This is a genomic window from Enterobacter cloacae complex sp. 2021EL-01169, assembly GCF_020733125.1.
In the GTDB taxonomy this organism is placed as follows: domain Bacteria; phylum Pseudomonadota; class Gammaproteobacteria; order Enterobacterales; family Enterobacteriaceae; genus Enterobacter; species Enterobacter roggenkampii.
In genome coordinates this window covers 155,692-171,497 of the sequence record NZ_JAJFTC010000008.1, presented here as the reverse complement: position 1 = coordinate 171,497, position 15,806 = coordinate 155,692, and the positions used below count along the sequence as shown (strand labels likewise).

Annotated in this window: 8 protein-coding genes; 1 reads left to right on the top strand and 7 read right to left on the bottom strand. The window is 55.9% G+C overall.

All coding sequences use genetic code 11. The features are described 5' to 3' along the window. Nucleotides 1-40: 40 nt before the first annotated feature. On the bottom strand, nt 41-2,392 hold the full coding sequence (gene lptD, locus LLF79_RS18770; protein WP_045353209.1) for an LPS assembly protein LptD: 2,352 nt from the start codon (nt 2,390-2,392) through the stop codon (nt 41-43). Between the two features lie 239 nt (nt 2,393-2,631). On the opposite strand from lptD, the gene djlA reads away from it, so the two are divergent. Further along, nucleotides 2,632-3,447, top strand: a complete 816-nt coding sequence (gene djlA / locus LLF79_RS18765) for a co-chaperone DjlA (RefSeq protein WP_008502016.1) — start codon at nt 2,632-2,634, stop codon at nt 3,445-3,447. 60 nt (nt 3,448-3,507) lie between these two features. On the opposite strand, the gene LLF79_RS18760 is transcribed toward djlA, so the two are convergent. The 6 genes from LLF79_RS18760 to araA form a co-directional block, all read right to left on the bottom strand. Next, on the bottom strand, nt 3,508-7,020 hold the full coding sequence (locus LLF79_RS18760; RefSeq protein WP_227880145.1) for an autotransporter outer membrane beta-barrel domain-containing protein: 3,513 nt from the start codon (nt 7,018-7,020) through the stop codon (nt 3,508-3,510). A gap of 308 nt (nt 7,021-7,328) precedes the next feature. Next, on the bottom strand, nt 7,329-7,988 hold the full coding sequence (gene rluA / locus LLF79_RS18755; RefSeq protein ID WP_008502014.1) for a bifunctional tRNA pseudouridine(32) synthase/23S rRNA pseudouridine(746) synthase RluA: 660 nt from the start codon (nt 7,986-7,988) through the stop codon (nt 7,329-7,331). A gap of 12 nt (nt 7,989-8,000) precedes the next feature. Then, the gene (rapA, locus tag LLF79_RS18750; RefSeq protein ID WP_008502013.1) at nt 8,001-10,907 is read right to left on the bottom strand and encodes an RNA polymerase-associated protein RapA; all 2,907 of its coding nucleotides are present in this window, start codon (nt 10,905-10,907) and stop codon (nt 8,001-8,003) included. Between the two features lie 128 nt (nt 10,908-11,035). Further along, complete coding sequence (gene polB, locus LLF79_RS18745) at nt 11,036-13,393, bottom strand: DNA polymerase II (RefSeq protein ID WP_227880143.1); 2,358 nt, start codon at nt 13,391-13,393, stop codon at nt 11,036-11,038. A 116-nt stretch (nt 13,394-13,509) separates the two neighbouring features. Then, the gene (araD, locus tag LLF79_RS18740; RefSeq protein WP_227880141.1) at nt 13,510-14,205 is read right to left on the bottom strand and encodes an L-ribulose-5-phosphate 4-epimerase; all 696 of its coding nucleotides are present in this window, start codon (nt 14,203-14,205) and stop codon (nt 13,510-13,512) included. An 89-nt stretch (nt 14,206-14,294) separates the two neighbouring features. Then, nucleotides 14,295-15,797 (bottom strand): L-arabinose isomerase, encoded by a 1,503-nt coding sequence (araA, locus tag LLF79_RS18735; RefSeq protein ID WP_227880170.1) that lies wholly within the window; start codon nt 15,795-15,797, stop codon nt 14,295-14,297. Nucleotides 15,798-15,806 lie beyond the last annotated feature (9 nt).

Here is a 15,806-nt window from a genome sequence, read left to right as displayed (position 1 = left end):
CAATTAACCGCAAAGCGGATTACGTTGCAAATCAAGCACATTACAAGGAACTGCGGTAAGGCAGAATGTTCGAGCGCAGCATTTTCTGCGTACCCAGACCGTAGTTGGAACTCAGGCCGCGTAACTCGAAGTTAAAGCCAATCACGTTATCGTATTTGCTCTGATTGTTTTCCCAGCCGTTAAGCTTACGTTCGTAACCGACACGCAGCGCGTAGCAGCAGGAGTTATATTGCAGCCCCAACATCTGGTCAGCAGCTTTATTGGTGTTAGTGTCAAAGTAGTAAGCGCCTACGATTGACCAACGGTCGGCGATAGGCCAACTCGCTGCGCCACCCACCTGCGAAATACCGTCTTTATACTGCTCGGCAGTACCATAGTTTGGTAATGTCGCCTGAATATATTCGGGACTGGCATAACGATAGGTCAATTGCACCATCCGATCTTCATCCCGGCGATATTCTATAGCCGCCGTGCTGTTAGCGATATTGTCGAGACGGGTGTCATACTGAACGCCACCACGCAGGCCCCAACGATCGGTCATACGCCAGTAGGTATCGCCAGCCCAAATCAGCGAACCCGTCTTATTATCTTTCTCCCACTTAATGTTGTCATCGCCCGTGCGAGACTCGGTGAAATAATAGATTTGACCAACAGAAACGTTAAAACGTTCAACGGCAGCATCATCATAAACGCGCGATGTGACCCCGGTCGTTAACTGGTTCGCTGATGCGATGCGGTCAAGGCCACCGTAGGTACGGTCGCGGAACAGGCCACTGTAGTCAGACTGCAGTAAAGAAGAGTCGTAGTTATTGATGTTGCTCTGATCGCGATAAGGCACGTACAGATACTGCATACGTGGCTCCAGCGTCTGGGTATAGCCATCCGCCAGAAGATCCATATCGCGTTCGAAGATCAGCTTACCGTCCATTTTGAACTGAGGAAGCGTACGGTTTACTGATTCTTCCAGGTGACCGGTATTGTTTGGGTTCGCGTTGTAATCATCTATGTTTTTCTGCTGATAGTGTGTCGCCATCAGCTTAGCTTCCGTGTTCAGACTAGCCCAGTCATTCGACCATGGAAGGTTAATGACGGGCTCCAGGTGAACACGGGTGGCTTCCGGCATAGAGGAATTGGTGTTTACAAAATGCACTGCCTGGCCATAAATGCGGGTATCAAATGGCCCTACGTCATTCTGGTACCAGTTAACGTCCAACTGCGGTTCGGCACCATAGGTACTCGCCGTCTGGCTTGAGAACACCTGGAACTGCTTACTGGTTACCGTCGCATCGAAGTTCTGCACCGCATAGCCAACGCTGAAGATCTGCGTTGCATAACCGTCGGTACTCGAACCGTATTTTGACGAAAAATCGTTGAAGTAGTTCGGGTCACTGACCTTGGTGTAATTGACGTTGAAACGCCACACCTGATCCATCACCCCGGAATGCTGCCAGAAATACATCCAGCGGTGCTTATCACCTTCAGTGGGATGCTCGTCCTGGAAGACTTTATCCGACGGCAGATAATCCAGCTCCATCAGACCCGCACCGGCGTGGGTCAGATAGCGGAACTCGTTCTCCCACATGACGTTACCGCGCTTGTGGATATAGTGCGGCGTGATCGTCGCATCCATGTTAGGCGCGATGTTCCAGTAATACGGCAGGTAGAACTCAAAGTAGTTCGTGGTGCTGTATTTGGCATTCGGGATCAGGAAACCGGAGCGACGTTTGTCACCCACCGGAAGCTGCAGATAAGGGCTGTAGAATATGGGGACCGGACCCACCTTGAAGCGGGCGTTCCAGATCTCAGCGACCTGCTCTTCGCGGTCATGGATAACTTCGCTCCCGACCACGCTCCAGGTATTTGAACCCGGCAGACACGACGTGAACGTGCCATTTTCCAGGATCGTATAGCGGTTTTCACCGCGCTGTTTCATCAGGTCTGCGTCACCGCGCCCCTGGCGACCCACCATCTGGTAATCACCTTTCCAGACGTTAGTGTCTTTGGTATTCAGGTTTGACCAGGCTTTCGGACCTTTCAGGATGACCTGATTGTCGTCATAGTGCACATTACCCAGCGCATCCACCGTTCGGACCGGCTCGGCCGCACCTTCCGGCTGCTTCTGGTGCAACTGCACTTCATCTGCCTGCAGGCGGCTATTGCCCTGGTTAATATCGACATTGCCTGTAAAGGTGGCATTGTCAGGGTAAGTCCCTTTTGAACTGTCGGCAGTAATGGTTACCGGCAAGCTATTTGTATCGCCACTCACCAGTGGGCGATTATAACTTGGGACGCCAAGCATGCACTGCGAGGCGAGATCGGCCGCCAGCCCCTGTTGACTGTACAGGGCGGTGCCAATCATTGTGGCCAGGAGGGTGGGGATACGTTTTTTCATACGTTGTATTTTATTGTTCCGTCATCAGTGGCTACGGCTTACAAACGCTCAGAGACTATCTTACTCATCTGCGCAGTACCAGCGTTAATCCTGCCCGTTTGCGTGCCAGAGTGTTAGGCTCGCTATCGAATGACGAGTATGATAAAGCAAATTATAGGCGATGTCCTTCAATTGACCGTGACTTGAACACAGTGATGATGACGTTGCGTCGGCCAGGAATATGACTATCCGGGGAGTATATGCAGTATTGGGGTAAAATAATCGGCGTTGCGTTCGCCATCATCATGGGTGCCGGGTTCTGGGGAATAGTGCTGGGGCTTATTATTGGCCATATGTTTGATAAGGCGCGCAGCCGTAAAATGGCCTGGTTTGCCAACCAGCGCGAGCGCCAGTCACTCTTTTTCTCCACCACTTTTGAGGTGATGGGGCATTTAACCAAATCCAAAGGGCGCGTCACGGAAGCCGATATTCAGATTGCCAGCGTCTTTATGGATCGCATGAATCTGCACGGTGACTCCCGCCTGGAGGCGCAAAATGCGTTTCGCATCGGGAAATCCGATAACTACCCGCTTCGCGAAAAAATGCGCCAGTTCCGCAGCATCTGCTTCGGCCGTTTTGATTTAATTCGGATGTTTCTGGAAATTCAGATTCAGGCGGCCTTCGCCGACGGCTCGCTTCACCCTAACGAACGCGATGTTTTATACGTGATTGCGGAAGAGCTGGGTATCTCCCGTATGCAGTTCGATCAGTTCCTGCGCATGATGCAGGGTGGCGCACAGTTTGGCGGCGGGTATCACCAGCAGTCTTCTGGCGGTGCCTGGCAGCAGGCGCAGCGTGGTCCGACGCTGGAAGATGCCTGCAACGTGCTTGGCGTAAAACCCTCTGACGATCAGACCACCATCAAACGTGCCTATCGTAAGCTCATGAGCGAGCACCATCCAGACAAGCTGGTTGCAAAAGGCTTACCGCCTGAAATGATGGAGATGGCGAAGCAAAAAGCGCAGGAAATTCAGAAAGCGTACGAGCTGATTAAAGAGAAGAAAGGCTTCAAATAAGCCCCTTTTTAGAATGATGAAGGGCCTGACGGCATGAGCTGCCAGGCCCTTTATACAGCGTTACCAGCTGTAGCGCACGTTCAGGCTACCGTTTACATCGCTGTAATCATTATCACCTTTCTGTCCGGAGACCTGGGCAATAACGCTCCATTGCTTGCTCACATTTGCCTGAATACCCGCTTTCAGCTCCGCACGATCGGCAGGAAGGTCCTGTTTGATCTGTGTGTCACCAAAGTCGACTGCCGTGTCTTCAGAGGTATGCAGCCAGTTGGCCTCCGCAAACTGCTGGATAACCGCGTCGTTCGACTTATTCATCTTGCTGTCAATGCGCAGGCCTAAACGGGTGGTCCAGCTTTCGCCGTTTTGCCCATCAATCGTCGTGCCGCTGCTGTCTTTGATGTCATCCGCACTGTAATCCTGCCAGACGACCTGTGCCTGCGGCGTAAGGCTCAGCGTGTTGTCGCCGAGTGCGATATCGTAGCGGTAGCCTGTTTCCAGCGAAACGGCGTTGGCGTTTGAATCGTAATCCGTTGAGCCAACGTCACCGTTATCTACGCTGTTGTGGTACATCCCATACTGATACCAACTGTCGACATAAAAACCCTGATGCTGTCGGGCATCGGCAAACCACGTTGCATAGACTCCGAGGTTATAGCCATCGACTTTACCGTCAGCGCTAAAGCGGCTGCCGTCAGCACCTTTATTGCCAGTGCTGTCGCTGCTGGCGTTGATATAGCTACCCATAACCCCGACCACCAGGCTTTGTTCGCCGTTGTTCCAGGCGGCAACATCGCCCCCAATCTGGAACTGGGAGTAGTTGCTGTCGATATCAATATTGCTCTCTGCTGCAGTAGACTGGTTCTTACCTGCTTTGAAACGCGCCCATGTCGTGCCGTTTTCCGATTTGAACTGACTGCCTTCTCGGTCTGACAGGGTCTGCATTTGCAGATCGCGAGCCAGCCACTGGTTGCTGAGGTATGAACCGATATCGGCACGATACTGAGGCGTTACGTCGCCATTATCACTCGTGGCCTGGGAACGAAGATACCAGTCCCCTGAGTCCTGATACAGGCGGTATTCGTAGGCGTTAATCTGGACCTGATTACCCTGAACAAAGGTACCGTTTGATGCACCGCCGACCTGAATCACTTCAATACCGTTTTGGGTCAGTGCGCCCTGACCGCCAACGTTGTTAATGTACAGGGTGGTGTTCCCGGACGTATTCCCCGTAATGTTAAGCATATCGGTTGGAGACGTGTCGTCGCCTAACTGCGTATTTAGCGTCACAGAACCCTGGTTGCTGGTGTAATCGCCGTTTACGATCAGCGTGTTGCCGGTCGTCGCACCATTGGTTCCCTCAATATTGCCGCTGACAATGCTGCCTGCGTTGCTCAGATCACCATTGATCGTTAGCGTGTCGTTGAACTTAACGGTGCCGTTGCTATTAACATTGCCGTTCACCACACCGTTGGAACCGCCAAACGTGGCGCCTGCCGCGACATTCACGGCCTGCTCGCTGTTTTGTACGCCGATAACGCCAGCCTCGTCCAGCCAGAGCGTGCCCTGGTTCACATCCGTTGTGCCGCTGTAACTGTTTGCGGCATTAAGGATCAGCGTACCTTGCCCCTCTTTGGTCAGCGATTTTCCGTCCCATCCGGTCGTGGCTTCGGCGTTTTGATCGACAAGCGCCGTGCTCAGCGTAAAGCTGCCGTCAGGATTGTTCAGAGTGAATGTGCCGTGAGCCGCTGTTGCCGCTGGGTTCTGGCTGGCATACCAGGTTAATGACGGTGTCAGGACGTAATTGGTCACGTCGGCGGGATCAATGGTGCCGCTAAAGGTGATGAAGTCAACGGAGCCAGATGCCATGCCCGCGACGGTGAGGTTGGTAAAATTGCCATTGATTGCATTTTCAGCGTCAATCACCGTGAAGGCGCTATCCGCGGAAAGCGTGCTGGCACTACCGTAACCTGTAATATTTAGTGTGCCATCAAGCGTCGCATTCTGAGCGACAATAGGCGCACTGGTCGCGTTTGCGTCAAGATAGACATCAGTTTGGCTGTTAGCCAGAAGGGTGAAATTACCGACATTGAGTGTACCAGTGCTGCCGTTTTCATCGCCGAGTGTGATGCGTCCGCTGCTGGTAAGATTACCGACGCTGGAATCGGCCGTCAGCAGCCATTGGCTGTTCGCATCCAGCGTCATGCTGACGTTATCACCGCTGGCCTTAACGGCGCCGGACAGCTTGCTGTTTTCAGCGCGAAGGGTGACTGCATCAGTGGTATTGGCCACGGTGAGCAGATTGTCTGCGTTCATCGTTTGCACATTCTTCACGTTAATATCGGCAGATCCGGAATCCACCGCAAAAGCACTTCCTCCTGACGCGGTTGCCGTAATGCTCCCTCCGTCAATCGTAGCGACATTTTTTCCACCGCTGAACGAGAAGGCGACATTGCTACCGGAAACGTTGCTGTGGGTGACGGTCGCGCTGCTGGCGCTTTCTAAGGCAATGGCAGCAGATTGTTCGCTGGTGATATCTGTGCTGTTCGCCTCAAGGGCTCCACCGTGAGTCATCGCCACTGCCCGCGAATTTTCTCCGGACGCGATCGTTGAACCGTTATTCAGTACGAATGTGCTCTTTGCCCCGTCAGAGGATATTGCGTCAGCATTTTTCCCATGAGTGACGATATGAGTGTCAGTGAGTTCTGCGCGTCCGGTATTCATTATGCCAACTGACTGCTCACCGTAAGTTTCAACGTGGGATGCCGCTAAATTAAATGTGTTGGTATAGTTTTGAATACCAAAGCTCTGACTTCCGGTAGTGGTAATCGTGACGTTTGAGCCGGTCAATTCACCGTCGTTATATATACCTGCATTACCAAAATCTCCCGTGGTGTTTATATTCACATTGTCTAATGAAAGGGTGGCATATCGGTTAACAATAGCCCGAGCCATGCCATACCCGGAAGTCGTAATGGTCGCGTTTTTTATCGTCAGGTCTGCGCCATTCAATATCTCAACACCATAAGAACCCTCTCCCGTCGCCGTATAGCTCCCCCCGTCAATGGTGCCTTTTGCATTAGAGCTAAACAATACGGCAGATGCGATCTCGCCTTCCGTCGAAACGGTAAGGTTGTTCAACATGGCTTCTGAGTTATCACCGACAATGGTTATCGCATGACTGCCTTCCCCGGAAGTGCGGATTGTGGATCCCGAATCATCGAGCGTGATTTTCGCTCCATTCGACACGGATAGCCCCATGCCTGCATCCCCGGTTGTGGATATCGTTAAGGCGCCGTTATCGGTGACGATGACATCAGAGCCAGAGGCGGATACCGCCGAGGTATTAGGGCTCGTCGTTGAATATTCACCACTGATGGTATTATTACCCGGGACTGCAACAAACGTCGTGTCACTGGCGTGTGCGGTACTCACAACACCTGACAAGATAAACGTTGCGATCGCGCTTCCGGCGCGTACGCAGGATTTGACTTTGCTGTCCCCTTTTGAAAACTCCGAGGCAACGATGTACATATTTCTGGCGCAATTCCAGACGATGTTATACGAACGGTTCATACACTTCCTTGTGAATCAATGAGTAAACTAAGTGTGGCTGTTGAGTAGAAAAATAACTCCGTTTGGATAGGGTAGAGTTAGTATTTCCTTAAAATGAGCTGGATTATCAGTAATAAATTGCATCGTGTTCAATTTAATATTTTTTAATCCAAACCTTAGTCTTTCTAAAAATACTGAGTGTTATTTAAGGAAGAGATAATTATCGTGAATGAACTTGGGCGGGTTTTCAGATGAGCAGGGGAGATATATATGCTGTGTGAATATTTACCGTCGACAGTGAGCTGACAGTAAATATTCACATCAGGAATTTAAAAATCGACCGGGGCTTTAAACGTCATCGCGTTACCGAAGGCCGGATGGGTGATGGTAAGCGTCTGCGCGTGCAGCTGCAGACGTGGCGCTAAGGCCAGCGCTTCAGGCGGCGCGTAAAAGCGGTCGCCCAGAATCGGATGACCCAGCGCAAGCATATGCACGCGCAGCTGGTGTGAACGTCCGGTAATCGGCTTAAGCAGGACGCGCGCAGTATTATCCGGCGCGTACTCAAGCACTTCATACTCGGTTTGCGCGGCCTTGCCGGTTTCATAACACACCTTCTGCTTTGGCCGATTCGGCCAGTCGCAGATCAGCGGTAAATCCACCAGCCCTTCCGCCTGCGCCGGGTGACCCCAGACGCGGGCGACATACTGCTTCTTCGGCTCGCGCTCGCGGAACTGGCGCTTCAGCTCGCGTTCTGCCGCTTTGTTCAGCGCCACCACAATCACGCCGCTGGTCGCCATGTCCAGGCGATGGACCGACTCCGCCTGAGGATAATCGCGCTGAATGCGCGTCATCACGCTGTCTTTGTGCTCATCCAGACGACCCGGCACAGACAACAGCCCGCTGGGCTTGTTGACCACCATAATGTGTTCATCCTGATACAGAATGACCAGCCAGGGATCCTGCGGCGGATTGTACGGCTCCATCACCATCTTGCGCTCCGTTTACTGATGCGTCACAACGATAAGACGCAGGGCATCCAGACGCCAGCTTGCCTGATCCAGGCTTTCCAGCACCTGCTGACGGTTGCTTTCAATCGCCGCCAATTCGTCGTCACGGATGTTCGGGTTCACGGCCTTCAACGCCTCCAGACGCGACAGCTCTGCAGACAGTTTCTCGTCGGCTTCACTGCGCGCGGCGTCAATTAGCGCTCTGGCCGCTTTTTCAATCTGGGTTTCACCCTGCTGGAGAATGGCATGCACGTCCTGCTGCACCGCATTGACCAGCTTGCTGCCGGTATGGCGGTTCACCGCGCTCAGCTGGCGGTTGAAACTCTCAAATTCAACCTGTCCTGCGAGGTTCGTGCCGTTTTTATCCAGCAGCAGACGCACCGGCGTTGGTGGCAGGAAGCGGTTGAGCTGCAGCTGTTTCGGCGCCTGCGCTTCCACAACGTAGATCAGCTCCAGCAGCAGCGTGCCTACGGGCAGCGCCTTGTTTTTCAACAGCGAGATGGTGCTGCTGCCGGTATCGCCAGAGAGGATCAGATCCAGCCCGTTACGGATCAGCGGGTGTTCCCAGGTGATGAACTGGGCATCTTCGCGGGACAGCGCCACATCACGCTCGAAGGTGATGGTGCAGCCATCTTCCGGCAGGCCCGGGAAATCTGGCACCAGCATGTGATCGGACGGGGTCAGGACAATCAGGTTCTCGCCGCGGTCGTCCTGGTTAATGCCAACGATGTCGAACAGGTTCATGGAGAAGCTGATGAGACTGGTGTCATCATCCTGCTCTTCAATGCTCTCAGCCAGCGCCTGCGCTTTTTCCCCGCCGTTGGAGTGGATCTCCAGCAGGCGGTCGCGGCCTTGTTCAAGCTGCGCTTTCAGCGCGTCGTGCTTCTCACGACAGGACTTAATCAGATCGTCAAAGCCGTCGGTGTTTTCCGGCGCGGCCAGATAGCCGATCAGATCGCCGTGCACCTGATCGTAAATGGTGCGGCCCGTCGGGCAGGTATGTTCAAACGCATCCAGACCTTCGTGGAACCAGCGCACCAGCACGGACTGGGCCGTTTTTTCCAGATACGGCACGTGGATCTGAATATCGTGCGCCTGACCGATACGATCCAGACGACCGATACGCTGCTCGAGCAGATCCGGGTTGAACGGCAGATCGAACATCACCAGGTTGCTGGCGAACTGGAAGTTACGGCCTTCAGAACCGATTTCAGAACACAGCATAACCTGAGCGCCGCTGTCCTCTTCGGCAAACCACGCCGCGGCGCGGTCGCGTTCAACGATGGACATGCCTTCGTGGAACACGGCGGCGCGAATGCCTTCGCGCTCGCGCAGGACCTGCTCCAGCTGCAGCGCGGTGGCCGCCTTGGCGCAGATCACCAGCACCTTCTGGGAGCGGTGCGCGGTCAGGTAGCCCATCAGCCACTCTACGCGCGGATCGAAGTTCCACCAGGTGCCGGTATCGCCTTCAAATTCCTGGTAGATTTGTTCCGGGTAGAGCATGTCGCGGGCGCGCTCTTCCTGCGTTTTGCGCGCGCCCATGATGCCGGAAACTTTAATTGCCGTCTGATACTGCGTCGGCAGCGGCAGCTTAATGGTATGCAGCTCGCGTTTCGGGAACCCTTTCACACCGTTACGAGTGTTACGGAACAGGACGCGACTGGTGCCGTGGCGATCCATCAGCATGTCGATCAGCTCTTTACGCGCGGATTCTGCGTTGTCGCTGTCGCTGTTAGCGGCCTGCAGCAGCGGCTCGATATCCTGCTCGCCAATCAGATCGCTCAGGGTGTTGAGTTCATCATCAGAAAGACGCTTGCCCGCCAGCAGCAGCGCGACGGCATCCGCAACCGGACGGTAGTTATTCTGTTCTTCAACAAACTGCCCGAAGTCGTGGAAACGGTTTGGATCGAGCAGGCGCAGACGGGCGAAGTGGCTTTCCAGACCCAGCTGTTCCGGCGTAGCGGTCAACAGCAGGACGCCAGGCACGCGCTCGGCAAGCTGCTCGATAGCCATATATTCGCGGCTCGGCGCGTCTTCGCTCCAGACCAGGTGGTGCGCTTCGTCGACGACCATCAGGTCCCACTCGGCATCGCACAGATGCTCAAGACGCTGCTTGCTGCGGCGCACGAAGTCGAGAGAACAAATCACCAGCTGTTCGGTTTCAAACGGGTTGTCCGCATCGTGCTGGGCTTCGGCGTAGCGTTCGTCATCGAACAGAGAGAAGCGCAGGTTAAAGCGGCGCAGCATCTCAACCAGCCACTGGTGCTGTAAGGTTTCTGGCACCACAATCAGCACGCGCTCGGCAGCGCCGGAAAGCAGCTGTTGGTGCAGGATCATACCCGCCTCGATGGTTTTACCCAGGCCCACTTCATCTGCCAGCAGCACGCGCGGCGCATGGCGACGGCCCACGTCATGGGCGATGTTCAGCTGGTGGGGGATCAGGCTGGTGCGCTGGCCGCGCAGGCCGCTCCAGGGCATGCGGTACTGTTCACTCTGGAACTTACGCGCGCGATAGCGCAGGGAGAAGCGATCCATACGGTCGATTTGCCCGGCAAACAGGCGGTCCTGCGGCTTGCTGAACACCAGCTTGCTGTCGAGCAGCACTTCGCGCAGGATGACATTGGCCTCGTCGGTGTCCAGGCGAGTGCCGATGTAGGCGAGCAGTCCATTCTCTTCTTTTACGTCTTCAATCTTGAGCTGCCAGCCGTCGTGGCTGGTCACGGTGTCACCCGGATTAAACATCACGCGGGTTACAGGGGAGTCATTGCGGGCGTACAGGCGGTTTTCACCGGTGGCAGGGAAGAGGAGGGTAACCATGCGCGCATCAACGGCAACGACGGTTCCTAATCCAAGTTCGCTTTCTGTATCGCTGATCCAGCGTTGACCAAGTGTAAAAGGCATAGTTGTTCGGCTCTAATCTTTAATTGCAGGCAATAGTTCGACCACCGTCAAAAAAGACGGTCATCGAAAAATGGGTCCGGGAATGGAAAGGGCGCTATGGTACTGGATGGCAGCCATTTCGTCACGCGTCAAAATAGGCCAAGTTGCCCTGTCACTAGTGTAGCAAAATCATCGTCGATGAAGGGCAAAATTCCGTCGGCAACCGGCTGAAGCTGACGCGTCAGATAGTGTTCATAATCCAGAGGCGAGTGCTGATAATCCACCGGTTCCGGACCGTTTATCGTCCAGACGTATTTGATGGTTCCCCGATTCTGATACTGCGGCGCGCGGCCACGGCGGACGTTTTCTTCGTCCGCGAGGCGCGCGGCGCGAACGTGCGGAGGAACGTTACGCTGGTACTCCGCGAGCGGGCGGCGCAGGCGTTTGCGATACACCAGCTGCGCGTCAAGTTCGCCTGCCATCAGGCTGGCGATCGTTTCGCGCACGTAGTCCTGATACGGCTCATTGCGAAATACCCGCAGATAGAGCGTTTGCTGGAACTGCTGGGCCAGCGGCGTCCAGTCGGTACGCACTGTCTCGAGCCCTTTAAACACCATCCGCTGCGCGTCGCCTTCCTGAATCAGCCCGGCATAGCGCTTCTTGCTGCCCTGATCGGTACCGCGGATGGTGGGCATTAAGAAGCGGGCAAAATGGGTTTCAAATTCCAGCTCCAGCGCGCTGGTTAAGCGCGATTTCTGCAGATGTTCCTGCCACCAGTCGTTCACGAAGGCAACCAGCGCTTTGCCGATTTGCGCGGCATCGTCTTCGGAATGCGCGCCCTTAAGCCATACAAAGGTGGAGTCCGTGTCGCCGTAGATGACGTCATAGCCCCGGGATTCAATCAGCGCTTTAGTCTGACGCATGATCTCGTGCCCACGCATGGTGATCGAGGAGGCCAGCCGCGGGTCGAAGAAGCGACAGGCGCTGGTGCCCAGCACCCCGTAGAAGGCGTTCATGATGATTTTCAGCGCCTGTGAGAGGGGCTTGTTGCCGTGGCGCTTGGCCTCGTCGCGGCCGTGCCAGATGTTGCCCACGATGTCGGGCAGGCAGTGTTTTTCCCGCGAGAAGCGTGCGCCGAGGAAGCCTTCGGTGCTGTGTCCATCATCCGGCTGGGCCAGCCCCTCAACCAGCCCGACGGGATCGATCAGGAAGGTGCGAATTATCGACGGGTAGAGGCTTTTGTAGTCCAGGACCAGAACGGAGTCATACAGTCCTGGTCGGGAATCCATGACGTAGCCGCCGGGGCTGGCCTGCGGCGGCACGTCCCCGAGGTTGGGGGCGACGTATCCTGCCCGGTGCATTCGGGGAAAATAGAGGTGGCTAAAGGCCGCCACGGAGCCGCCGTGCCTGTCGACCGCAAGGCCGTTTACCGTCGCGCGCTCCAGCAGGAAGGGCATGATTTCGGTTTTGTGGAAAATCCGCGTGACCAGCTCACAGTCTTTCAGGTTATAGGTGGCGAGCGCGGGCTTGTCTTCGTTAAAGCGCCGGTCGATCTCGTCCATTCTGTCCCAGGGGTTGTCGATGGATTTGCCTTCGCCAAGCAGCTCCTGCGCCACCGCTTCGAGGGCGAATGACGAGAAGTTCCAGAAGGCGGACTTGAGCGCCTCGATGCCGTCGATAATCAGGCGGCCATTCGCCTGTGCGAAGAAAACGCCGTTCTTAAAACCGTGTTCGCGCCACTCAAGCTCGCTGTTGCCGCGCCCGAGCATCAGCGGGATGCGGTAACGCTCGGCGTGTTTTTGCAGCACGCGCAGGTCGAACTGCACCACGTTCCAGCCGATCAGAACGTCGGGATCGAAGTCGGCAAACCACTGGTTGAGCTTCTCCAGCAGCTGCGGCCGGCTGGTAACATACTCAAGCCGGAAATCCAGCGCGGAGTCATCACCATTCGGTGGCCCAAGCATATAGACAACCCGATCGCCGCAGCCTTCAAGTCCTATACTGTACAGTTCGCCGTGACGGGTGGTTTCGATATCCAGGGAGACCCACTTCAGCGGCGGGCGGTAGTGCGGGTTCGGCTTCAGCCGCGCGTTAACGAGGCTGCCGTTGTGCGCGGTGCCATCGACCCAGACGGGCGCGGTAATAAACCGCTCCATCAGAAACCGTTCCGGTGGGCGGATGTCGGCTTCGTAGAGCGTCACGCCCGCCTCGCGGAGCAGTTTTTCATAGCGCATCAGCTGACGATGGGCGCGACAGTAGAGGCCGTGAACCGGCTGACGGTGGAAATCTTTCAGTTCAAGCGGGGTAATGCGCCAGCCGTTTTCACCGCGCAGCAGCTGCTTCACTTTTTCGACGTGCGCTTCAGGAATAAACGCCACGGACTCCTGCGGCGGCAGCGTCACCTGCAGCGGGCCGTTGTCCGTTGCCAGCCAGAATTCAACCTCGGTGCCCTGAGGCGTATCCCGCCAGTGTCGGGTCAGTAAAAAGCCTTCTTGCGCCTGCGCCACGCCGTTATCCCATAAAACAAAACCAGGCCTGATTATAGCCTGGTTGAGGTGGGTTTGCTGGGGTTTTATACAGTGCCTGTTTAGCCGGACGGCGCTGCACTTATCCGGCCTACAAGCTACTGCCCGTAATACGCTTTCGCGCCGTGCTTGCGCAGATAATGCTTATCGAGCAGGCTCTGCTGCATGTCCGGCAGCTGCGGCGCCAGCTGGCGGCAGAAGATCCCCATATAGGCGATCTCTTCGAGCACAATCGCATTATGCACCGCATCTTCCGCGTTTTTACCCCAGGCAAACGGGCCGTGGGAGTGCACCAGCACGCCGGGCATTTGCGCGGCGTCGATGCCCTGTTTTTCGAAGGTTTCGACAATGACGTTGCCCGTTTCCCACTCGTACTCACCGTTGATCTCCGCATCGGTCATCAGACGCGTGCAGGGAATGGTGCCGTAGAAGTAGTCCGCGTGGGTGGTGCCTGTCGCCGGGATGGACTGGCCCGCCTGCGCCCAGATGGTGGCATGGCGTGAATGGGTATGCACGATACCGCCGATGGTTGGGAATGAGCGGTACAGCAACCGGTGGGTTGGCGTATCGGAGGAGGGCTTTTTGTTCCCTTCCACCACTTCACCCGTTTCGATGCTGACCACCACCATATCGTCCGCCGTCATCACCGTGTAATCGACGCCGGAAGGCTTGATCACGAACACGCCTTTTTCGCGGTCAACGGCGCTGACGTTGCCCCAGGTCAGGGTGACCAGATTATGTTTCGGCAGCGCCAGGTTGGCTTCGAGCACCTGGCGTTTGAGCTCTTCTAACATTGTTGTCTCCAGTGCCGGATGGCGCTTCGCTTATCCGGCCTACAGGATCGTAGGCCCGGTAAACGCGGCGCCACCGGGCATTCAGTGCTTTAGCGTTTTGAACCGTAATAGACTTCGTTCCAGCGCAGCGCGTCTTTAAAGGCGGGCAGGCGGGTATCGTTATCAATCACGGTCAGCTCGACATCATGCAGCTCGGCGAACTGACGCATGTCGTTCAGATCCAGCGCGTGGCTGAAGACGGTATGGTGCGCGCCGCCGGCCAGGATCCAGGCTTCTGACGCGGTCGGCAGATCCGGCTGTGCTTTCCACAGGGCGTTGGCGACCGGCAGTTTCGGCAGGGAGTGTGGCGTTTCAACCGCATCGACGCAGTTCACCAGCAGGCGGAAACGATCGCCCAGATCGATCAGGCTGGCGTTGATGGCCGGGCCCGTGCGGGTGTTGAAGATCAGACGCGCCGGATCGGCTTTACCGCCGATGCCGAGGTACTGCACGTCGAGGATCGGTTTTTCCTCTACCGCGATGGAAGGACACACTTCCAGCATGTGCGAGCCGAGCACCAGGTCATTGCCGTTTTCGAAGTGGTAGGTGTAGTCCTCCATAAAGGAGGTGCCGCCCTGCAGACCGGTCGACATCACCTTCATGATGCGAAGCAGAGCGGCAGTTTTCCAGTCGCCTTCGCCCGCAAAGCCGTAGCCCTGCTGCATCAGGCGTTGTACTGCCAGACCCGGCAGTTGTTTCAGACCGTGGAGGTCTTCAAAGGTGGTGGTAAACGCGTGGAAGCCGCCCTGTTCCAGGAAGCGCTTCATGCCCAGCTCGATGCGCGCCGCGTCCAGCACGTTCTGGCGCTTGTCGCCGTTGATTTGTGCCGCAGGCGTCAGGCGGTAGCGGCTTTCGTACTCGTCCACCAGCGCGCTCACGTCGCCATCGCTGATGTCATTCACCACCTGCACCAGGTCGCCCACGGCCCAGGTATTCACGGAGAAACCAAACTTGATCTGCGCGGCCACTTTATCGCCGTCGGTGACCGCCACTTCACGCATGTTGTCGCCGAAACGCACCACTTTCAGGTGGCGGGTGTCCTGCTTAGAGACCGCCTGACGCATCCAGGCGCCGATACGCTGTTGCGCCTTGCCATCCTGCCAGTGGCCGGTGACCACCGCGTGCTGCTGACGCATACGCGCGCCGATGAAGCCGAACTCGCGGCCGCCGTGTGCGGTCTGGTTCAGGTTCATAAAGTCCATGTCGATGCTGTCCCACGGCAGGGAGGCGTTAAACTGGGTATGGAACTGCAGCAGCGGTTTGTTGAGGATAGACAGGCCGTTGATCCACATTTTTGCCGGTGAGAAGGTGTGCAGCCACACCACCAGACCGGCGCATTTATCGTCGTAGTTGGCGTCGCGGCAGATGTGGGTGATTTCGTCCGGCGTCGTGCCCAGCGGTTTCAGCACCAGTTTGCACGGCTGTTTGGCTTCCGCGTTCAGCGCGTTAACGACGTGCTCCGCGTGTTTCGTTACCTGCTGCAGCGCTTCCGGTCCGTAAAGATGCTGGCTGCCAATCACAAACCACACTTCATAATTATTAAAAATGGTCATCATCGTGTC

Bases quoted from the DNA above. Each gene is read 5' to 3' on its own strand.
- araD (WP_227880141.1), bottom strand. From the start codon at position 14,205: ATGTTAGAAGAGCTCAAACGCCAGGTGCTCGAAGCCAACCTGGCGCTG.
- rluA (WP_008502014.1), bottom strand. From the start codon at position 7,988: ATGGTGATGGAGCCGTACAATCCGCCGCAGGATCCCTGGCTGGTCATT.
- rapA (WP_008502013.1), bottom strand. From the start codon at position 10,907: ATGCCTTTTACACTTGGTCAACGCTGGATCAGCGATACAGAAAGCGAA.
- lptD (WP_045353209.1), bottom strand. From the start codon at position 2,392: ATGAAAAAACGTATCCCCACCCTCCTGGCCACAATGATTGGCACCGCC.
- djlA (WP_008502016.1), top strand. From the start codon at position 2,632: ATGCAGTATTGGGGTAAAATAATCGGCGTTGCGTTCGCCATCATCATG.
- LLF79_RS18760 (WP_227880145.1), bottom strand. From the start codon at position 7,020: ATGAACCGTTCGTATAACATCGTCTGGAATTGCGCCAGAAATATGTAC.
- araA (WP_227880170.1), bottom strand. From the start codon at position 15,797: ATGACCATTTTTAATAATTATGAAGTGTGGTTTGTGATTGGCAGCCAG.